This is a genomic window from Corynebacterium pseudokroppenstedtii, from assembly GCF_019754945.1.
GTDB classification, from domain to species: domain Bacteria; phylum Actinomycetota; class Actinomycetes; order Mycobacteriales; family Mycobacteriaceae; genus Corynebacterium; species Corynebacterium pseudokroppenstedtii.
The window spans coordinates 298,851-316,735 of record NZ_JAEUWU010000001.1 but is presented as its reverse complement, the minus strand read 5'-3'; the positions used below and the strand labels follow the sequence as shown (position 1 = coordinate 316,735).

Here is a 17,885-nt window from a genome sequence, read left to right as displayed (position 1 = left end):
ACGCGACTCCACCCGGGACATGTGATCACACCGAGTAGGCGATTACACCGAGGTTGCGGCCGTATCGCGTTTCCAGAGATTTCCGGTCCGGCTAATTAGTCCCTTGTCTCTGAGTTCACACAAGATCGTCATGGTCTGAACCAAGGGCAGACCGGACGACGCGGCGATGGCGGCTGCGTCAGATCTCTTACCACTTACTGCGTCAAAAACGCGTAATGACGGTCGATCAAGCCGCTGGACGTCCGTCGCGGGATAATCCATTTCCAGCTGGGCATCGCTATCCACTGTTCCCAAGGGGCTCAGCGATTCGATAAGGTCTGCCCCGCTTTCAATCAACTCGGCACGGCCTTCACGGATGAGTCGGTGACAGCCGTGAGATGATCGCGACGTCACTGCTCCGGGTACTGCGAAAACCTGCTTGCTCATCGTTTCGGCCCAGCTCACGGTATTGAGCGCACCAGAGCGATAACCTGCCTCGATAACCACAACCCCTTGCCCCAAGGCCGCTGATAGGCGGTTCCTGGTCAGGAATCGATGCCGAGCCGGACGCGTGCCCGGGGGATACTCCGTGATCACCGCTCCTTCGCGAGCGATGTCGTTGAACTCAGTTCTATGGGCTGCGGGATAGGTGACGTCAATGCCGTGAGCCACGATGGCAACAGTGGAATGACCGACACGGAGGGCTGCACGGTGCGCGCTAATGTCGATACCGAAGGCGCCTCCCGAGACCACTGTCCACCCGTGAGTGGCGCATTCAGCGCCGATATCTGCAGCGACCGCATTCCCGTACCGTGTGGCAGCACGTGTGCCGACAACGGTGATCGCTTTCTCCGTCAAGGCCCGAGCATTCCCACCTTTCACCCATAACCCATGTGGCGGGATCGCATCATCGTGATGAGATTTCGCCCCATCTGCAATGCGGGAAACATGAAAAGATTCGGCAAGTATTGGACCCGGCCACGCGTCGTCATCGGGTGTAACGAAACGCGCTCCGACAGAGGCTGCCGAATGAAGGTCTGCCAGCGGTTGGAACCATTCATATCGCGACTCGGTGGCACTTAACACCTTGGGCGGAAGACTCGGATCACGATGAATGATCCGTACAGCGGCGGAAACCGGATCCGATTCGCCGCTTTCCCAAATCAGAGCCAAAAGATGCGCATTCGGCCCCTCTACCACGCGATTGAGATAAGCCCACGCTTGATGCCGCGCCGTGAAATCTGGCGTGCCCTTAAAAATGGCCGAATGAACCAAAGAAGGCGCTCCGTTACTCGGTCCTCTCCCCTCAATCGCTCGTCCGCTCCCATAGTCATCTGCCTGACCTGCGTAACAGGTACCGTTATCGCCCAATGTTGTCAACCCCCTCATGTAGAGACTGTGCTTCATCAAAATGGTCGAGGGTCACGTGAGAAAGCCCGACCACCGTGTCTATCCCCGATGAACCCTCGTCACCGGTGCCAGACGCCCCTGCCTCAAGATCCGCAATGGTGAACGCCACCCGACACAGCCGGTCAACCCCTCGCTGAGTCACCGCATCCGTACGGAGTAAATAGTCGACATAGCTGGCCACCATCGGGACGGTGCTTAACCACTCGCGGATCCATTTTCCTGGGACGCGAGAGTTCGTGATCGGCCCTAAACCGGCGGACTCCCATCGTCGCCGAGCATGCATGTGGGCCTGACATACTCGCCGTCGTATCGATTCTGACGATTCACCACGACATATCGACGACACCATGAATCCCTTCGGTGCCGTCGTCACAGCAAGATCAATTCTGTCCAAGAGTGGGCCCGATAATCCGGACAAATATGTCGAGCGAACGCGACCTGTACACCGACATTCCTGAGGCGTTGCTGCACCACAGGGACATGGATTCGCGGCCATAATCAGCTGAAAACTCGATGGATACACGACGGAAAAACGATTGCGCGAAATCCGCACATAGCCCTGCTCAAGTGGCGTGCGCAAAGCGTCGAGGACGCGAGCTTTCATCTCCCCTACCTCGTCGAGAAACAACACACCGTGATGCGCCCGACTGATCGCGCCTGGCCGCGGACGCCCCGAACCCCCACCAATAAGGCCAGCGACCGAGATCGAATAATGCGGATCCACAAACGGAGGCCGAGTGACCACGTCGGTCATCATTTCTGACGACAACGAATGAATCGCCGTCACTTCAAGGCATTCTTGTTCACTTAAAGGCGGAAGGATTGTGGGCACACGCGCGGCCAACATTGATTTCCCCGACCCAGGTGGGCCGATGAGAAGCATGTGGTGGCCACCGGCGGCCGCGATTTCGATACCGCGCCGGGCTAGTTCTTGGCCGAAGACTTCCGACATGTCCAGCGTCTCGTCGTCTCGATCGGTCGCAGATGATACGCGGTGATGCTCACAGCGAATACACGCGTGCTGCACAGCTTCTGAAATCAAGGCCGATTGATCACTCGTCATCGGTTGTCCCGTGCATACCCACGCCCATGCCGCGCGCAATGAGGTCACGGCCCACACCGAAATACCCACAACCAAGGAGGCTTCCTTTGCGTTCGCGCCGGGAACAACGGCGGCCGTCATTCCCTGGTCACGCGCTGCGATAACAGCAGGAAGGACGCCGGCAACAGAACGGACATCACCGTTCAGTCCCAGTTCTCCGATAAAAACCGTCGAATCAAGCCGGGCTTTTATATCTCGGTCACGTGTCTTCGAGCCACCCAATCCATTCGCAGACCTGTTGGCATTCGAGGCTAAAACCGCGATCACCAGAGCAAGGTCATAGCCGGATCCGTTTTTCGGTAGCGACGCAGGCGAGAGACTGACCACGATCTTCGTTTTTGGCCACTCGAGACCGGAGTTTCTCGCCGCTGATCGGATGCGGTCGCGCGCCTCCGATACCGCTGTATCCCCCAAACCGACGACGTTCATTCCGGGTAAGCCCGGACCAGAATCCGCTTCAATAGAGATAGGAATTCCGGATACTCCTTGAAGGGCCACAGAGTAGGTCCGGCCGACGGTCATCATGCCACCTCTTCAAAGTGCTCGAGCGAACAACGCCACGGCATACCGTCGCTAGGGGAATGAACCGCAATGTCGATCAAATCGATACGAATGAACTGCGGATGGATGTCGGGACGGGCGGTAAGCCACTGGCTCATTCCCCGCCGAAGAGTCTGCTGCTTCTTCCGCGTTATGGCCTCAACTCCTCCACCGAAAAACTGGGTTCGACGCGTTTTGACCTCGACGACGGCGCATACCGTCGGTGAGTTGCCCACGCTGCTGTTCATCGTGGCGACGATGTCCAACTCGCCACCGCGAAAGCGCCAGTTCCTGTCGACGATGGCGAAACCTTGTCGGACAAGCCATTCCGCTGCGCAATCTTCGCCCCACCGGCCTAAAAGCTGAGTGGAACAACTCCCCACAAACGCCGGCACGTAATCGTCGTCAAGACAAAGTTGTGTCTGTGTACTATCGTCAGTCCCCACCGCGACCCCCTACTACTGATGTCAGTCATATCCGTGTGGGCGATAGCTTCTCATAAAAAATCCCCAACGACGTCGGCATTCGGCGTGAACACCATGCGTCGCTGGGGATAACTTCCGGCCTGGGGATAACTAGGTGACAAGCACACTATGTAGAGCACACAACATGCTACTGCCCCTATGTGTGCTCTGAGCACGTGGGCACAAGAGCACTAAAAAACTCCAAAAAGGGCTCGGACGAAAGCACTCTGAAGGCACCCTCTCAATTCTCGCTAGCGCGAATCGACCTAATCCGGAAGCTGAATATCAGGCTTATCTAGCTCCTCGATATTGACATCTTTAAAGGTGATAACTCGCACGTACTTAACAAAACGAGCAGGCCGGTACATGTCCCACACCCAGGCATCCGACATCCGAACTTCGAAATAGACTTCACCGTTCGAATTATTAGGTATGAGCTCCACCGCATTAGCTAAATAAAACCGACGTTCCGTTTCTACGACATACGAAAACTGGCTTACCACGTCGCGGTATTCGCGATACATGGATAATTCAACGTCGGCCTCGAAATTTTCAAGATCCTCAGCACTCACTGAAACTCAATCCTCCACAGCAGATCCGGATATACGACATAATGTACGTCAATTCATTAAAGGTCAGACGATCAGATCGAATGATGAGCACGGTACGCACCTACCGCCTCGGCCACGTTCCGATAAGTGTAACGATGCTCGGGCGTCCCGCCGTGGAGGCGCACCGCATCAATATGTTGAGCAGTCCCATAGCCCTTGTGCTTGTCAAGCCCGTACCCGGGATATCGTTCTGCGAGATCGCACATGTAGCGGTCACGGGTAACTTTCGCCAACACGCTTGCGGCCGCAATGCATCGGGCGGCCGAATCCCCTCCAATGATGGGAAGGTGCGGTTGCGTCAGCCCATCGACTCGCATGGCGTCGGTAAGAACATAGTGAGGGTGGTGGTCTAATGCCCCCACGGCGCGCCGCATCCCAGCGATATTCATGGCTTGGATCCCATATTTATCGATATCTGCAGCTGGGATAAGAATGACTGACCATGATTCAGCACAATCCTTAATAATCGGGAACAGTCTTTCTCTCATCGTGGGAGAAAGCTTCTTGGAATCAGTCAGCCTATCCAGGGGATGAATGGGCTTGGCCGGTAATATGCACGCAGCTATGGCCATCGGGCCGCAGCATGCTCCCCTACCCGCTTCGTCCACACCGGCGACGGGGCCTAGACCCGCTTTGACCAGTGCATGCTCATATGTCCGGGCTTGTGGCATACGGCGAATTCGCGTGGAGTGAATGGTTAACCGTGCACCAGCATGTCTAGTGCCAGAATTATCCCCCGCGTCTACACATGCTTTCACCTGGTTAAAGCTACGCGAATGCCCATCAACCAACCGAGCACGCCCCGACGTTGTCAGCACAACCGATCCCCTACGACTGAATCTGAGGATGCTTCACAGTACCTATCCGATTGAACGGCAAAATGCGAGCATCAACGCGACCAATCACATTATCCACCGGAACAGTTCCTTGGTATTGATCCCCCATATGGAACCGCGAATCTCTCGAATTGGTGCGGTTATCACCCATGACCCAGAGATGATCCTCGGGAACTTTCACGGGCCCGAAGTATTCGCCCCCACAAGCAATCGATCCACCTTTAGTATCGACGCTCCGGGAAGGCGGGTTCATGATATACGAATTATCAATGTCCTTCCCGTTAACTTTGACACCTTTATCGCCAGGTAAGCATTCCACTGTCTGGCCACCGGTTGCTATCACACGCTTAACAAGATCATTTTCGTCTGGTGCCACGAGTCCGATATACGACCCTAAGTTTTGAAAACCGCGGACAACCCGATTACTCGATCGACTCGTTGTGTACGCATTATCCCAAGACTCTGGACCTTTAAAAACAACCACATCGCCGGGCTTCGGGTCTTTAAAGTCAAACACCATTTTATTGACGAAAATTCGGTCATTATTGCAGTCCGTACATCCATGAAGCGTGGGCTCCATAGACTCAGAAGGAATGACATAAACCCGCCCCACCACTGCTTGAAAAGCGATGGTCGCTATCAGCGCAATGGCAATAATAATGGGGACATCGATATACCACGGACGCTCAGAACGAGGTGACTGTTTCTTCGAGCGCTCGCTTTTCGACGGAGCAGCGGGACGTGTGGCACGACGTTCTGCCGGACGGTGTGAAGGCCTATTGCCGCCGCTGCCACCGCGAGAATTCTGCCGTTCACGCAGCGCTCTGCTGTCATGTCTGACCGAGGTCCGTGACGGCTGACGCCGAACCCGTCGCCCATCAGGTGACGGGCGATCGATGTTCTTCCCCCTCGAGGCACGTAAACGCTCAGGGCTCGTACGGGGGCGCCAGCCCGATGGGTTAGTTTCGGTCACAGGCCGTCATAGTACCAGCAGAATTCAGCAAAACATGATGTCTCCACCGCGATGGCAGATCGCAGTGGGATAACACCTCCGCCGGGCACACCGCCTACGACGTCGCGAACAAGACCGCCGGAACACACGGAACGGCGACATCCCGGCCCAACGCGTTCTTCGCGTAGGCAATCACACGCGGATTCGTCGTATATGAGAGGTGATCGCCGTAGTCCTTATTGCATCCGTCTTGCGTCACAATGTTGCTGACATCAACGTCTTTGCCCGATTCGGCAGCCGTCGTGAACTGCGCATGACTCGTCGGCGTGACCACTAAATCGGCATGAGACGAAATGGACACATACTTGACTCCAGGAACCTCGATGTCGCTCATTTCGTGGGTCATGAAATCTGAACCAGTCAACAGGTCATTCGATGCCGGTCCACCTAACCTACCGACGACGGTGCTGATCGGTAATTGAGCGGCGTCAAGCTCTTGATACAGGTGGTTAACGCCGACCAACGTCGTGCCTTTAAGAACACCGCCGAGAGTGATGACCTTGCCGACGCCTTTTCCTTCTTTGCGCTTGGTGTAGGCAGCTGCCATCGATCCGCCTTCGGAGTAACCGATGATGTCGACATCGCTACCCCCGAGGTTTTCGCGAATTGCATCGATCTTGGCGGTGACTTCATCCACGCTATCCGCCATCGGGTTAAGGCCATTCAGGCCAGGGATTAACCCGGGTGCCGTCGCGGTTTCGGCCGTCATCGGCCGCGGGTCTCCGTAATTGAAGCCATAGACACAGAAACCTGCAGCTGCCAGTTCCGGAGCCATCCGTGCATACGTCGAATAGAAATTCGAGTTCAAACCGTGAAGCAAAACAATAGGATTCTCGCCGGGGCGCGGAGTACATTCCACATTTGCGCCCTGCGGGGCAAGAGCCGGATTGGCCATCCCCAGCAATGTCGCCTGAACAAAACTGTCCTCTTTTGGTCCATGGCCGACGGTTTCAGCCCACGGGACGTCCTTCGCCGCGGGGAGATCAACCTGCGTCGTGATGGGCTTGGCTGAAGCCTGTGGTTCGGTGCCGACCGCACCTGTCATTCCGGCGATAGCGGTAGCGGAAGCAAGGACACACGCGGCCACTTTCTTCGTCGACGAGTGAAGCGATGAGAGCATTCTGAGCCTTTCACACAATCTTGCACTCGACTCGACGTGACCAACGTTCATTCACTGCGACTGAGTGCAACCTGTATTCGATCCAGTAAAAAGAAGGTTTCAACAGATCTCGATGACAACACTGCAGTGTTGCTCGCAGTCATACGAGAGGGGAAACTGAAGAACCAACATTGAAACTACCTACGGAACCGTAGAAAAAGGGCTACGCCACGAAAATTACCCCCGTTTAAGGTGGGAAAACCCTCGCTATGTCGATGTTTTCTACGTAGACGGCGTGATTGGCGCCCACATATTCGTGAGAGGCCTTGTGTCGCGTATGCGGATTAATGGGTCAGTTCTCGGGGTTTTACGACAAAATGTGTCCGCGTGCGGGAAAACTGTGGGGGTATATCGGGGTCTCTTGTGAAAACTGCCGGGAAATATGGACGAAAAATGGCCGAAAATGGACCATATACCCCCACACTTTTATTTTGGGCGCATATTCCCCCGCAGTTTTGGGCTCTAGGTGTAGTTTCCCCACAGTTTTCCGTCTACCGGCTCCTCCATCCGCGCGTCGGTGCTTCGCACCCCAGGAACTGGGTTCTTCCTGGGTCTATACGACAAAAGTTGGCATAGAAAAAGACCAATGCGATGTGCCTGAGCACTCACATTGGTCTTCCTTGTCGAACCACCGAAGTGGTTAATGACGGATAGTCGATTAACGACGCTCCTTGATCTTGGCTGCCTTACCGCGCAGGTTACGCAGGTAGTACAGCTTGGCGCGGCGAACGTCACCGCGGGTCAGAACCTCGATGTGGTCGATGTTCGGTGTGTGAACCGGGAAGGTACGCTCCACACCGATGCCGAACGACACCTTGCGGACGGTGAAGGTCTCACGGACACCGGAGCCCTGGCGGCGGATAACAACGCCACGGAACACCTGGATACGGGACTTCTGTCCCTCGATGACCTTCACGTGGACGTCAACGGTATCGCCGGAGCGGAACTCCGGAATATCGTCGCGCAGTGATGCAGCATCAACCTTGTCAAGAATGTTCATAAATACGATCCTTCATGGTCGGAGCAGAGGAACCTAGCGGCACTTCCCTGGAGGGCGCTCGGCCGGTTCGTACCCAGTACATTTTCACTGTCGAGTCACGCAGAATGCTCCGGGGATAGCGTTGCAGCATCCCAGCGTCAACGTCGATTGTTACAACGATGGCTTTCGCTTGCACTCGGCGAAACAGACAACCTCGAAATTATTGCACTACAGCTGTCATTTTTCCAACTCAGCCGACGTAATCGGTGTGTCCGCGGAAAGTCATGCCACCGGATCGCAACCTCGACTCCCGGTTAGTCACCCGTTACTTCCCAAACCCGGCGCGACGAAGAGCGTCGGCCATAGAACCACCCTGCTCACGTCGATTACCCGATCCCCGACGACCTCCCTGGTGAGTTTTGCGGCCACCTTGATTGGGCTTGCGTGAGCCCTGGCCACGCTGATGAGAGGCATGATCGCGGCCATCTCGACGATTCTCGCGATGATCTCCTTGCCGACGTTGACCCTTGTCCCCCGGCTCGTCGTTCAACCGCAGGGACAACCCAATACGCTGCCGATCGGTATCCACGTCCATGACTTTGACGCGAACGACCTGGCCGGACTTCACAACATCGTGCGGATCCGACACAAAGCGGTCACTCATTGCCGACACATGGACAAGTCCGTCCTGGTGGACCCCGATATCCACGAAGGCACCGAAGGCAGCGACGTTCGTGACCGTGCCCTCAAGCACCATGCCGGGAGTTAAATCAGAAACTTTTTCTATGCCCTCTTTGAATGTTGCGGTCCGGAACTCCGGGCGAGGATCACGGCCCGGTTTATCGAGCTCAGCGAGGATATCGGTCACCGTCGGAATGCCCACAGCCCCCTGGGCAAACTGAGCCGGATCGAGCCCACTAAGTACACGGGAATTACCCATCAGGTGGTCCACGTCCAGGCCAGTCGCGTCCGCAATAGTCGACACAACACCGTACGACTCCGGGTGTACTGCCGACGCGTCAAGCGGCTGCGAACCTCCACGGATACGCAAGAAACCTGCACACTGCTCGAATGCCTTCGGTCCCAGGCGTGGGACCTCCGTCAAGGTTTTGCGCGAATCGAAAGCACCGTTGTCTTCGCGATACGCCACAATGTTCTCGGCGATGGTCGGCGTCACGCCGGCCACACGGGTCAGCAGCGGAGCTGACGCGGTGTTCAAATCAACCCCCACGGCGTTAACTGCATCTTCCACCACAGCGTTCAGAGCATCGGTCAAGGACGATTGGTTGACGTCATGCTGGTACTGCCCAACACCAATCGACTTCGGGTCAACCTTGACTAACTCGGCCAACGGATCCTGCAAACGGCGGGCAATCGACACCGCCCCACGCAAGGAAACATCCAGATCAGGGCACTCTTTACTCGCCAGTTCCGACGCCGAATAGACGGAGGCTCCCGACTCCGACACCACCACGGGGGTCGGCGCATCGCCGCCCAGCTCCTTCACCTTGGCCGCCACCTCGCGGGAGAGTTTCTCTGTCTCGCGGCTGGCTGTTCCGTTGCCGATAGCCATCAGGGCAACATGGTGGCGGACGCACATCGTCGCTAATTCGTCGATAGCTGCCGACCACCTGTTCTGTGGCTGATGGGGGTACACAATGGTCGTATCCAACACTTTCCCCGTATCATCAACCACCGCAACTTTCACGCCATTGCGGTATCCGGGGTCCAGGCCGATCGTTACCTTTTGACCAGCCGGAGCAGCAAGCAAAACGTCGTGGAGATTCTTCGCAAAAACCTCTACCGCCGTCGCTTCGGCCTTCTCCTTCGCCCTCATGCGGGCATCCAAGCTCGCAGAGACGCTCAATTTCGTCCGCCAGCCCCACTGAATCGCCTTCTCAATCCAGTCCGCGGCGGGACCATCATGGTTAATAGAATTCCCCAAGTCCGCATCGTCGGCAATGAGGCCAACATAGGGATCGTCGTCGCCGGGATCGATCGAGAGGGAAATGATCCCCTCACGCTCACCACGCAACAAAGCCAGCACCCGGTGCGAGGGCACATCCGAGAGCTGCTCCGCGAAGTCGAAATAATCCCGATACGTTGCCCCCTCCTGCTCCTTGCCCTCCACAACGTGAGCTTCGAGGGCGCCAGAATCCCACACCCGATCGCGAATATGGCCGACGAGATCCGCGTTCGTCGCTAAGCGGTCGACGAAAATAGCGCGGGCGCCCTCCAACGCCGCCTTTGCTTCCTCAAACCCCTCGGTTGTGTAGGACTGCGCGGCCACTTCCGGGTCTAGCGTGGCGTCGGCAAGTAGTGAATCAAGCAGCGGCTCAAGTCCAGCTTCCCGCGCCTTATCTGCCTTCGTCTTGCGACGCTTTTTATAGGGCAGATACAGATCCTCTAAACGGGCCTTCGTGTCACACTGCTGGATGAGCTCCCGCAACTCGTCGGTTAGCTTGCCCTGGCTATCAATTGCTTCGAGAATCGTCTGCTTGCGATCCTCGAGCTCCCGCAGATAGGTCACGCGCTCCGACAGGGTGCGGAGCTGGGCGTCATCGAGACCGCCCGTCATTTCCTTGCGATAGCGGGCAATGAACGGAACCGTATTACCTTGGTCCAGCAAGTCGACCGTCGTGCGGACTTGTTGTTCAGTAACACCTAATTCATGTGCGAGGGTCTGAATAATCACCCGACCGATGGTAGCCGTTACGCTCCAGCCACTCATCGTCAGCATGGCTCAGAAGCCCCGCAGCCCGGCAGCGCTCAATCAAATCTGGCCGACGTTGGGCCGTGATGTCCAAGGCACGCTCGCGATTCCACTGATCGACCTTCGCGTGATCGCCCGACAGCAAAATATCGGGGACGTCCCGGCCGCGCCACGACCGTGGCTTCGTGTACCGCGGCCCCTCCAACAACCCCTCAGAGAACGAATCTTCCTCATGGCTGCGACGGTTCCCAAGGACACCCGGGATCAGCCGAACAATCGCTTCGGCCATGACCAGCACAGCAACCTCACCGCCGACCAAAATATAATCGCCGATCGACACTTCCTGAACACGATAATGACCGCGGGCGTCGTCGAAAACTCGCTGGTCAATGCCCTCATAACGACCGCAGGCGAAAACGAGGTGATCTTCCTGAGCTAGCTCGTGGGCTAACTCCTGGGTAAACGGAGTACCTGTCGGGGTTGGTACGACGAGTACCGGCGTCGACGAGGTGCGGCCAGACTGACCAGACTGATCAGAATGACCAGTTTCAACGACCCGACCCGACGAACCACTGGCGTCATCAGATGAATCGAGCAGGTCATCATGCCTCGGTTGGCGACGGTGAGGCTCAGCCGTGACAAGGTCCGCGGACTCGGTGACGGGGCCAGTGCCCTGGGCGACGTCGTCAAGCGCGCTCCCCCACACGTCGGGCTTCATCACCATGCCGGGGCCGCCCCCATAGGGTGAATCGTCGACGGACTTGTGGACCCCCGACGCCCACTGCCGCAGATCGTGAACACCGACGCTGATAATCCCCTGCTCGATTGCTTTGCCGAGCAAGGCGTGCCGCAGCGGTTCCATGTAGGCGGGAAAGATGGTAATGACATCAAGCCGCAGGTGGTGAGGCACGCTCCGTTCCTTATCCATGCTGTCCTCCTACGGTAGGTCCAACAATCCCTCGGGCGGGGTCACAACGATGGCCTCATTGTCGATATCGACGATGGGCACAATGGCCTGGACAAATGGAATGAGAACCGTTCGCGGCGCACCATCGGACGCTGTATCAGCGGACCCTGCATCGTCGGACTCTGCTTCGTCGGAGGCTATCTCCACTTCCAGCAAGCGCTGGGCAGGTCCTCGGAGCACATTCTTGACAATTCCGATGTCCTCGGGCTCTGGTTGAGCCCCCTCGTAGGCCCGCGCGTGCGCTTCCTCCGCACTCACTGGACCCACGGTGAGGACGTGAAGTCCTTCCAACTCGAAGTCATAGAACTCTTCACCAGAGTGGTCGATAACAGGCTCCGCAACGAAACGAACTCCCCGCAAAGACTCGGCGGCATTCCGATCCGGAATTTCCTCAGCCTTCATGATGATTCTGCCTTGGTGCCCCCGGACCGACGCCACGGTCAAAGTAAAAGGCTCCTGAGATCCGCGATTCCGACGCTGGTGCCCACCTACGGGCATGGCCTTGACGACGCTTCCCACCGCGAAGCGTCCCTCGGGGTCATCCGTGGTTGGCTCGACGACGAATTCTCCCCGGACCCCATGCGGCTTGACGACGCGACCGATCTGTACGTAATTGGGATCGTCCGCGGAATTATCATGCTTGGTCACGACGTCATTATCACAAAATCATGGCCGCGGAGCGAATACGTTAACGAATCTCTATCCGAGTATCGCGGTCGAGGCTGCACAGAATCGTGCGAAGTGCCTCGGCGTGGCGTCCTTTGCGTCCGATCACCATGGCGCGATCGTCGGGGTGGACGTAGACGATGAGCACGTGCTGCCGCCCCCGGTAAGTCGTCCGTACGGTCACGTCGTCAGGGTGAGGAACAATACCCCGGACAAGGTGGAGAACAATTTTTTCTTCCGACGACGTCACCTCTGATGTGGTGCGGCGGAGATCGGAGGGAGATGCATTCGTCATAGCTGCCACTATAGTTCCTACGACCTCGAGGAACCCGAGCAAAACAAAAACCGGTGCGCAGAGTCACTCTGCACACCGGATAAGCACAAGCTGGACGTTATGAGGCTCAAGCCCCACAGAACGTGAAACTACTCAGCTGATCCTTCCTCAACCTTGTCTTCAGCAGCTTCCTCAGCTTCGGCTTCTTTAGCCGCTGCTTCTTCAGCAGCCTTCTTTGCAGCCTTGCGCTTTTCAGTGATGGCCTCCAGGGTCGGGCCATTGTTCGCCTCAGCAAGAGCCTCATTGAAGAGGTCCAGCTTGGACTTCTTCTCCGGCTGAGCCTTCAACGTGCCCTCGGCACCGGGGAGACCCTTGAACTTCTGCCAGTCACCCGTCACCTTCAGCAGAGCGAGGACGGGTTCGGTCGGCTGAGCGCCAACGCCCAACCAGTACTGGACGCGGTCCGAATCGATGCGGATCACTGACGGATCTGCCTTGGGCTCGTAGATGCCCAGGTTTTCGATAGCGCGACCCGAACGGCGGGTGCGGGAATCGGCAACGATGACACGGTAGTGCGGGGTACGGATCTTACCGAGCCGCTGCAACTTAATTTTGACAGCCATATTCTTCTTTCTGTGGTCACCGGGCAGTGCAGACACTCCCTACCAGGAGGGAGCCGGTTCAGCCCTTGGATTTAACCTGCGCGTGACCACCGGTCAGCCGTGGCCGAGGACGGTGTTACGCAGGAACGCTACGCGCTGTCCCATCGGCACTACTCGCGGGCGAGTACACCGAAACAGACAACTTTCCGAATGCTAGCAGATCACACCGGAATTACCGAAACACCGCGCAGCACTACTTCTTCCGTCGGCCCTGAGAGCCTTGACCGAAGTCGAGGTTATTCAGGTCGATATTTTCCATTCCCTTAGGCAGGTTCTGCTGCCCCATCCCGGGCATGCCGGGCATTCCACCACCCATGCCCATCTGCTGCTGAAGCTGCTGCAACTGATCCATGTTCGGCATTCCACCACCACGCTGTGCCGCGGCACGATTCTTATTCTTGTTCTTGCCCTTCTTCCCCTTCTTGCCTCTACGGCCTTTCTTCTGCTTCTTTGTTGCGCTACCCCCGCCCATGCCGAAACGGCTGGTCATCTTGCTCATCATCTTCTTTGCCTCAAAGAAGCGCTCAACCAGCTGGTTAACATCCTGAACGGTCACACCCGAACCGGCAGCAATACGGCGGCGTCGCGACGCATTCAGTATCTTCGGATCATTGCGCTCAGCGGGAGTCATCCCGCGAATAATGGCCTGGATGCGGTCGAGCTGCTTTTCGTCGACCATGTCGGCCATTTTGGACATCTCGGAGCCACCCGGAAGCATCTTCAAAATGGCACCCATCGGCCCCATGCGACGCACCATCAGCATCTGCTCAAGGAAGTCATCCAGGGTGAGTTCCCCGGAAAACATTTTCGACGCCGACCGCTCAGCTTCTTGCTGATTGATCTTCTGCTCAGCCTGCTCGATAAGCGTCAGGACATCGCCCATGCCCAGGATCCGGTTGGCCATCCGATCCGGGTGGAAGACGTCGAAGTCGTCAAGCTTTTCACCAGTGGAAACGTAGAGAATCGGCTTCCCTGTCACCTCACGGATGGAAAGGGCTGCACCGCCTCGAGCGTCGCCATCGAGCTTGGTGAGGACGACGCCGGTGAAGTCAACGCCTTCCCGGAACGCGTCGGCAGTATGAACCGCGTCCTGACCGATCATCGAGTCGATCACGAACAGGACTTCGTCGGGGTTAGTAGCGTCACGAATATCTCGCGCCTGCTGCATAAGGACTTCATCAATACCGAGCCGACCGGCGGTATCGATGATGACAACGTCGTGTTTCGTGCGCTGCGCTTCTTCAATACCAGCGGTCGCGACGCTAACAGGGTCGCCGTGTGATTGACCCATTTCATGTTCGACGGTGTCCGTCCGAGTCCCCGGATCCGGTGCGAAAGTTGGCACATCCGCACGTTGGCCGACGATTTCTAGCTGCTGAACAGCCCCCGGGCGCTGGAGGTCACAGGCCACCAACATGGGCGTGTGCCCCTGCTTCTTCAAGTGGTGAGCTAATTTCCCGGCCAGCGTGGTTTTACCAGCACCCTGCAGGCCGGCGAGCATGATCACCGTCGGAGGATTTTTCGCTAACTGCAGGCGCCGGGTCTCACCGCCCAAAATGCCGATGAGCTCTTCATTAACGATCTTGACAACCTGTTGAGCAGGGTTAAGCGCCTCTGAGACCTCGGCACCCGTAGCGCGTGCCTTGATGTTCTTAATGAAGGCGCGAACAACGGGAAGCGACACATCTGCTTCCAGTAAAGCTAAGCGGATCTCGCGCGCCGTGGCGTTAATATCTGATTCAGTCAGCCGGCCTTTACCGCGCAAACCTTTGAGCGCTCCGGTCAATCGGTCAGACAGTGACTCAAACACAGATTCTCCCCTGTTGGGTTGTCGGCATGAACTCCCCTAGCATACAAGCTCACGGCTTGCAGTACGGAGCCCACTCGTATCGGATGGGTACTACCTACGCACTCGGCCCTATGAACTAGGCCCTATTTCTTGTTGTGAGCAAGCGTGGAAAATGCCTGTTTAATGCAATCCACAAAAATAGGCATTGCCCCATAATCCGGGTGAATTCCATCAGATTGCAGATCGCCCGTGTGCTTGGCTGCCACATCGGACCAGTCCGCGACAGTCACGTTCGGATATTTCGCCGCTATCTTTTGGTACTCATCCGTCACCTGCGGTTCCCAGCCAGCACCATACGTGTTGACCAGAACCACGGTCCGCCCACGCTGAATCTCGTCGATTTCCTGCTCGACAGCCTGAGGATCGCGAACACCCCAGTTGGTCCCCAGCGCAATAACGACGGCGCGTCGGATCTTCCCCTGGCGCTCCATGTCCTGCATGATCGGAATAGCTTGCTCCCACGCACGCTCCGACTGCGCAACAATATCCACACCCGGATAGTCCTTGACAATCTCAGGGGCCGTCGTGACCAGCATCGAATCACCGAACATCGTCGTGTCCTTGCCCTCCGGCGGGGTGTAGTCCACCGTGTCCGAGCGGTCTGTCCCCTGTCCGCCCGTCGCACCAACGCCATCTCCCGCAGAGGAACCGTCGCCAGTGTTGACGAGGTGTTCGTTTTCGGTGATTTTCTGTTCGACGAGTGTTTTGTCCGGCGCAGTCGAGGCCACAGATACTGTGCACGCCGCGAGTGCAACGGGAACAATCAGGGTTGCCACAGCGGCCGGTGTTAAGCGAACACGCCGTGATGTATGGGGGTTCCGACGTGCCGACATCCGACGATCGTCGTTGTGCGTATCCGGACGTTTAACGAAGAGCCCGCAAAATGCTGCCCACGCACCACGGAATCCTAAACGCCTGATGGGAGTTTCCAAGTACCGGAGAGAAATCTCACACACGATGAACGTGACGACGACGGCACCCAACCGCACTGCCCACGATGCCGCGCTGTTATCGGGCGTCGGGATGACAATTTGCGCGAGGATGATCAGCGGCCAGTGCCAGAGATAGACCGCGTAGGAGCGATCGCCGAGCCACGACGCGGGGCCGGATGACATCAGCTGGACTAAGCCACCGCGTTTGACCAGGAAGCTGGCGATCATGATCGCGGTCAGGACGTTGGCAACGGCGATGCCACCGTGGAACGCCTCGGCTGAGCCGTCGCCAATGATGATCATGAGGACGATCAATCCAGCGCAGGAGAGCCAGCCGAGGATCGGCCCCACCGCGGACCAGAACCGGGTTGTGATGAAACCGCCGTCGGCACGCGATGCCTCAAAAGCTAAAGCGGCACCGATCATGAGTCCGAAGAGGTGAGTGTCCGTTCCGTAATACACGCGCGTCGACGAATCCGGGCTGAAGAGAACTGCCATGCCGACGGCGGACGCGGCCGCGACGATAAGCAGGGAGAACGACACCCGACGTCGAGCGAACTGGTGTCGAGCTATCCAGACGAAGACCCAGGGCCACAACAGGTAGAACTGCTCTTCCACCGCCAGTGACCAGAAGTTCATGAATAGCTGTGGAACGTTGCGGGTGAAGTAGGACGACCCGGCGGCGATCTCAACCCAGTTGTACGAGAAGGTCAAAACCCCGACTATCTGTGGAGCAATGCGTACCAACAGGTCCTGGGCTTGTTCGGCCCAGCGCGTGCACAGCCAGGTCAGCGGGACGACGATGATGATGAGGCTGACCAGCGCCGGGATGAGCCTGCGTGCACGTCGGATCCAGAAATTCGCCAAATTCGAGTGACCCGTTTTGTTGCGTTCGCGGATCAGCAGCGTCGTGATCAAGAACCCTGATACGACGAAGAAGACGTCGACGCCCATGAAACCGCCTGGCAGCAGATCGGGGTCGAGGTGGAAGAGGAGGACCGAGAGAATCGCGATAGCGCGGAGACCATCCAGCCCCAAGATCCGCCCACCGGGAAGTGTGGGCGAAACCCGGGTGGGCTGAGCTTTCGTGCGACGGCGGGTGCCCTGGCGTGAGCGGGAGGCGCGCGTGGGCTGCGGTGCCTGTGAGGGCCGCTGAGCATGTGACGCTGGCCGCGCACGATGACCGGCAGAGGTGGACGCCCTGTCTACTCGGTTGTGGTGAGTTTCCCGGGTGGCACTGGCACCGCGATCCGACGATGGCTCACGGGTGAGGAAATCTGCTTCGGGACGACGCCCGCGAGCCTCTGCTAAAGCCTCAGCCCGTATGGAATAAAAGTTGTCGCTGGGTAGGCGGCGCCCGTTACGGTCTAAGCGCCCCCGTGTGTAACGCTGGGGGTACTCGGCCCCCCGGTTCTGACGGGGATATGGCTGACGGGACTGTGTCCTGCTGGACCGTGCGTTGTGGGAAGGTCGTGCTTGTTGCTCACGATAGTGACGATTGTGGGTCGCCGAAGCGTTCTCCGAGTCCTGGTTGGGACGGCGATCATAACGGCCATCGGCGGGCGACCATGTGACACGGGCCTCGCGCCCAGGCTGTCGGCTATCACGACGGTGGTGTGCCACAAAAACCACCTTTCTGGAAAATCTCCACACAAAGCATAGCGGAAATAAAACTTTACTGGAGAAATGCTGAAAAAGCGTGACACCTATCGCGTGTCCATCACTAAAAC

General features: G+C 57.4%; 15 protein-coding genes. All 15 read right to left on the bottom strand.

From position 1 onward, the window contains the following. Positions 1 to 42: 42 nt before the first annotated feature. Positions 43 to 1,368, bottom strand: a complete 1,326-nt coding sequence (gene dprA, locus JMN36_RS01320; RefSeq protein ID WP_221923705.1) for a DNA-processing protein DprA — start codon at positions 1,366 to 1,368, stop codon at positions 43 to 45. Next, positions 1,340 to 3,016 (bottom strand): YifB family Mg chelatase-like AAA ATPase, encoded by a 1,677-nt coding sequence (locus JMN36_RS01315; protein ID WP_204087111.1) that lies wholly within the window; start codon positions 3,014 to 3,016, stop codon positions 1,340 to 1,342. The genes dprA and JMN36_RS01315 overlap by 29 nt, the downstream gene beginning before the upstream one ends. Then, entirely contained in the window at positions 3,013 to 3,477 is a 465-nt protein-coding gene (locus JMN36_RS01310; RefSeq protein ID WP_204087112.1) for a YraN family protein, read from the bottom strand. Before JMN36_RS01310 ends, JMN36_RS01315 begins: the two co-directional genes overlap by 4 nt. A gap of 284 nt (positions 3,478 to 3,761) precedes the next feature. Next, positions 3,762 to 4,067 carry a DUF2469 domain-containing protein gene (locus JMN36_RS01305; RefSeq protein WP_012731807.1) on the bottom strand — a complete coding sequence of 102 codons (306 nt, stop codon included), beginning with the start codon at positions 4,065 to 4,067 and terminating at the stop codon, positions 3,762 to 3,764. Positions 4,068 to 4,138: 71 nt separating this feature from the next. Beyond that, positions 4,139 to 4,777 (bottom strand): ribonuclease HII, encoded by a 639-nt coding sequence (locus JMN36_RS01300; protein ID WP_204088727.1) that lies wholly within the window; start codon positions 4,775 to 4,777, stop codon positions 4,139 to 4,141. 157 nt (positions 4,778 to 4,934) lie between these two features. Then, positions 4,935 to 5,915, bottom strand: a complete 981-nt coding sequence (gene lepB / locus JMN36_RS01295) for a signal peptidase I (RefSeq protein WP_204087113.1) — start codon at positions 5,913 to 5,915, stop codon at positions 4,935 to 4,937. A gap of 94 nt (positions 5,916 to 6,009) precedes the next feature. Beyond that, entirely contained in the window at positions 6,010 to 7,074 is a 1,065-nt protein-coding gene (locus JMN36_RS01290; protein ID WP_204087114.1) for an esterase/lipase family protein, read from the bottom strand. Between the two features lie 697 nt (positions 7,075 to 7,771). Continuing rightward, positions 7,772 to 8,113, bottom strand: a complete 342-nt coding sequence (rplS, locus tag JMN36_RS01285) for a 50S ribosomal protein L19 (protein ID WP_012731811.1) — start codon at positions 8,111 to 8,113, stop codon at positions 7,772 to 7,774. A gap of 304 nt (positions 8,114 to 8,417) precedes the next feature. Then, positions 8,418 to 10,823, bottom strand: coding sequence for a Tex family protein (locus tag JMN36_RS01280; RefSeq protein ID WP_221923704.1), 2,406 nt, complete (start codon positions 10,821 to 10,823; stop codon positions 8,418 to 8,420). Then, positions 10,762 to 11,703, bottom strand: a complete 942-nt coding sequence (gene trmD, locus JMN36_RS01275; protein WP_236881839.1) for a tRNA (guanosine(37)-N1)-methyltransferase TrmD — start codon at positions 11,701 to 11,703, stop codon at positions 10,762 to 10,764. Before trmD ends, JMN36_RS01280 begins: the two co-directional genes overlap by 62 nt. Before the next feature lie 39 nt (positions 11,704 to 11,742). Further along, positions 11,743 to 12,420, bottom strand: coding sequence for a ribosome maturation factor RimM (locus JMN36_RS01270; RefSeq protein ID WP_221923702.1), 678 nt, complete (start codon positions 12,418 to 12,420; stop codon positions 11,743 to 11,745). A gap of 40 nt (positions 12,421 to 12,460) precedes the next feature. Next, the gene (locus JMN36_RS01265; protein ID WP_221923701.1) at positions 12,461 to 12,733 is read right to left on the bottom strand and encodes a KH domain-containing protein; all 273 of its coding nucleotides are present in this window, start codon (positions 12,731 to 12,733) and stop codon (positions 12,461 to 12,463) included. Between the two features lie 128 nt (positions 12,734 to 12,861). Next, a complete protein-coding gene (gene rpsP / locus JMN36_RS01260) occupies positions 12,862 to 13,335 on the bottom strand; it encodes a 30S ribosomal protein S16 (RefSeq protein WP_221923700.1) in 474 nt (157 codons plus the stop codon). A 232-nt stretch (positions 13,336 to 13,567) separates the two neighbouring features. Then, entirely contained in the window at positions 13,568 to 15,184 is a 1,617-nt protein-coding gene (gene ffh, locus JMN36_RS01255) for a signal recognition particle protein (protein WP_221923699.1), read from the bottom strand. A 122-nt stretch (positions 15,185 to 15,306) separates the two neighbouring features. Further along, positions 15,307 to 17,778 carry an acyltransferase family protein gene (locus JMN36_RS01250; protein WP_221923698.1) on the bottom strand — a complete coding sequence of 824 codons (2,472 nt, stop codon included), beginning with the start codon at positions 17,776 to 17,778 and terminating at the stop codon, positions 15,307 to 15,309. Positions 17,779 to 17,885 lie beyond the last annotated feature (107 nt).

What these genes read in the sequence shown, in the direction of transcription:
- dprA (WP_221923705.1), bottom strand. Translation starts at nt 1,368, where the DNA reads ATGAGGGGGTTGACAACATTGGGCGATAACGGTACCTGTTACGCAGGT.
- JMN36_RS01315 (WP_204087111.1), bottom strand. Translation starts at nt 3,016, where the DNA reads ATGATGACCGTCGGCCGGACCTACTCTGTGGCCCTTCAAGGAGTATCC.
- JMN36_RS01300 (WP_204088727.1), bottom strand. Translation starts at nt 4,777, where the DNA reads ATGCCACAAGCCCGGACATATGAGCATGCACTGGTCAAAGCGGGTCTA.
- JMN36_RS01290 (WP_204087114.1), bottom strand. Translation starts at nt 7,074, where the DNA reads ATGCTCTCATCGCTTCACTCGTCGACGAAGAAAGTGGCCGCGTGTGTC.
- rplS (WP_012731811.1), bottom strand. Translation starts at nt 8,113, where the DNA reads ATGAACATTCTTGACAAGGTTGATGCTGCATCACTGCGCGACGATATT.
- JMN36_RS01280 (WP_221923704.1), bottom strand. Translation starts at nt 10,823, where the DNA reads ATGAGTGGCTGGAGCGTAACGGCTACCATCGGTCGGGTGATTATTCAG.
- JMN36_RS01265 (WP_221923701.1), bottom strand. Translation starts at nt 12,733, where the DNA reads ATGACGAATGCATCTCCCTCCGATCTCCGCCGCACCACATCAGAGGTG.
- rpsP (WP_221923700.1), bottom strand. Translation starts at nt 13,335, where the DNA reads ATGGCTGTCAAAATTAAGTTGCAGCGGCTCGGTAAGATCCGTACCCCG.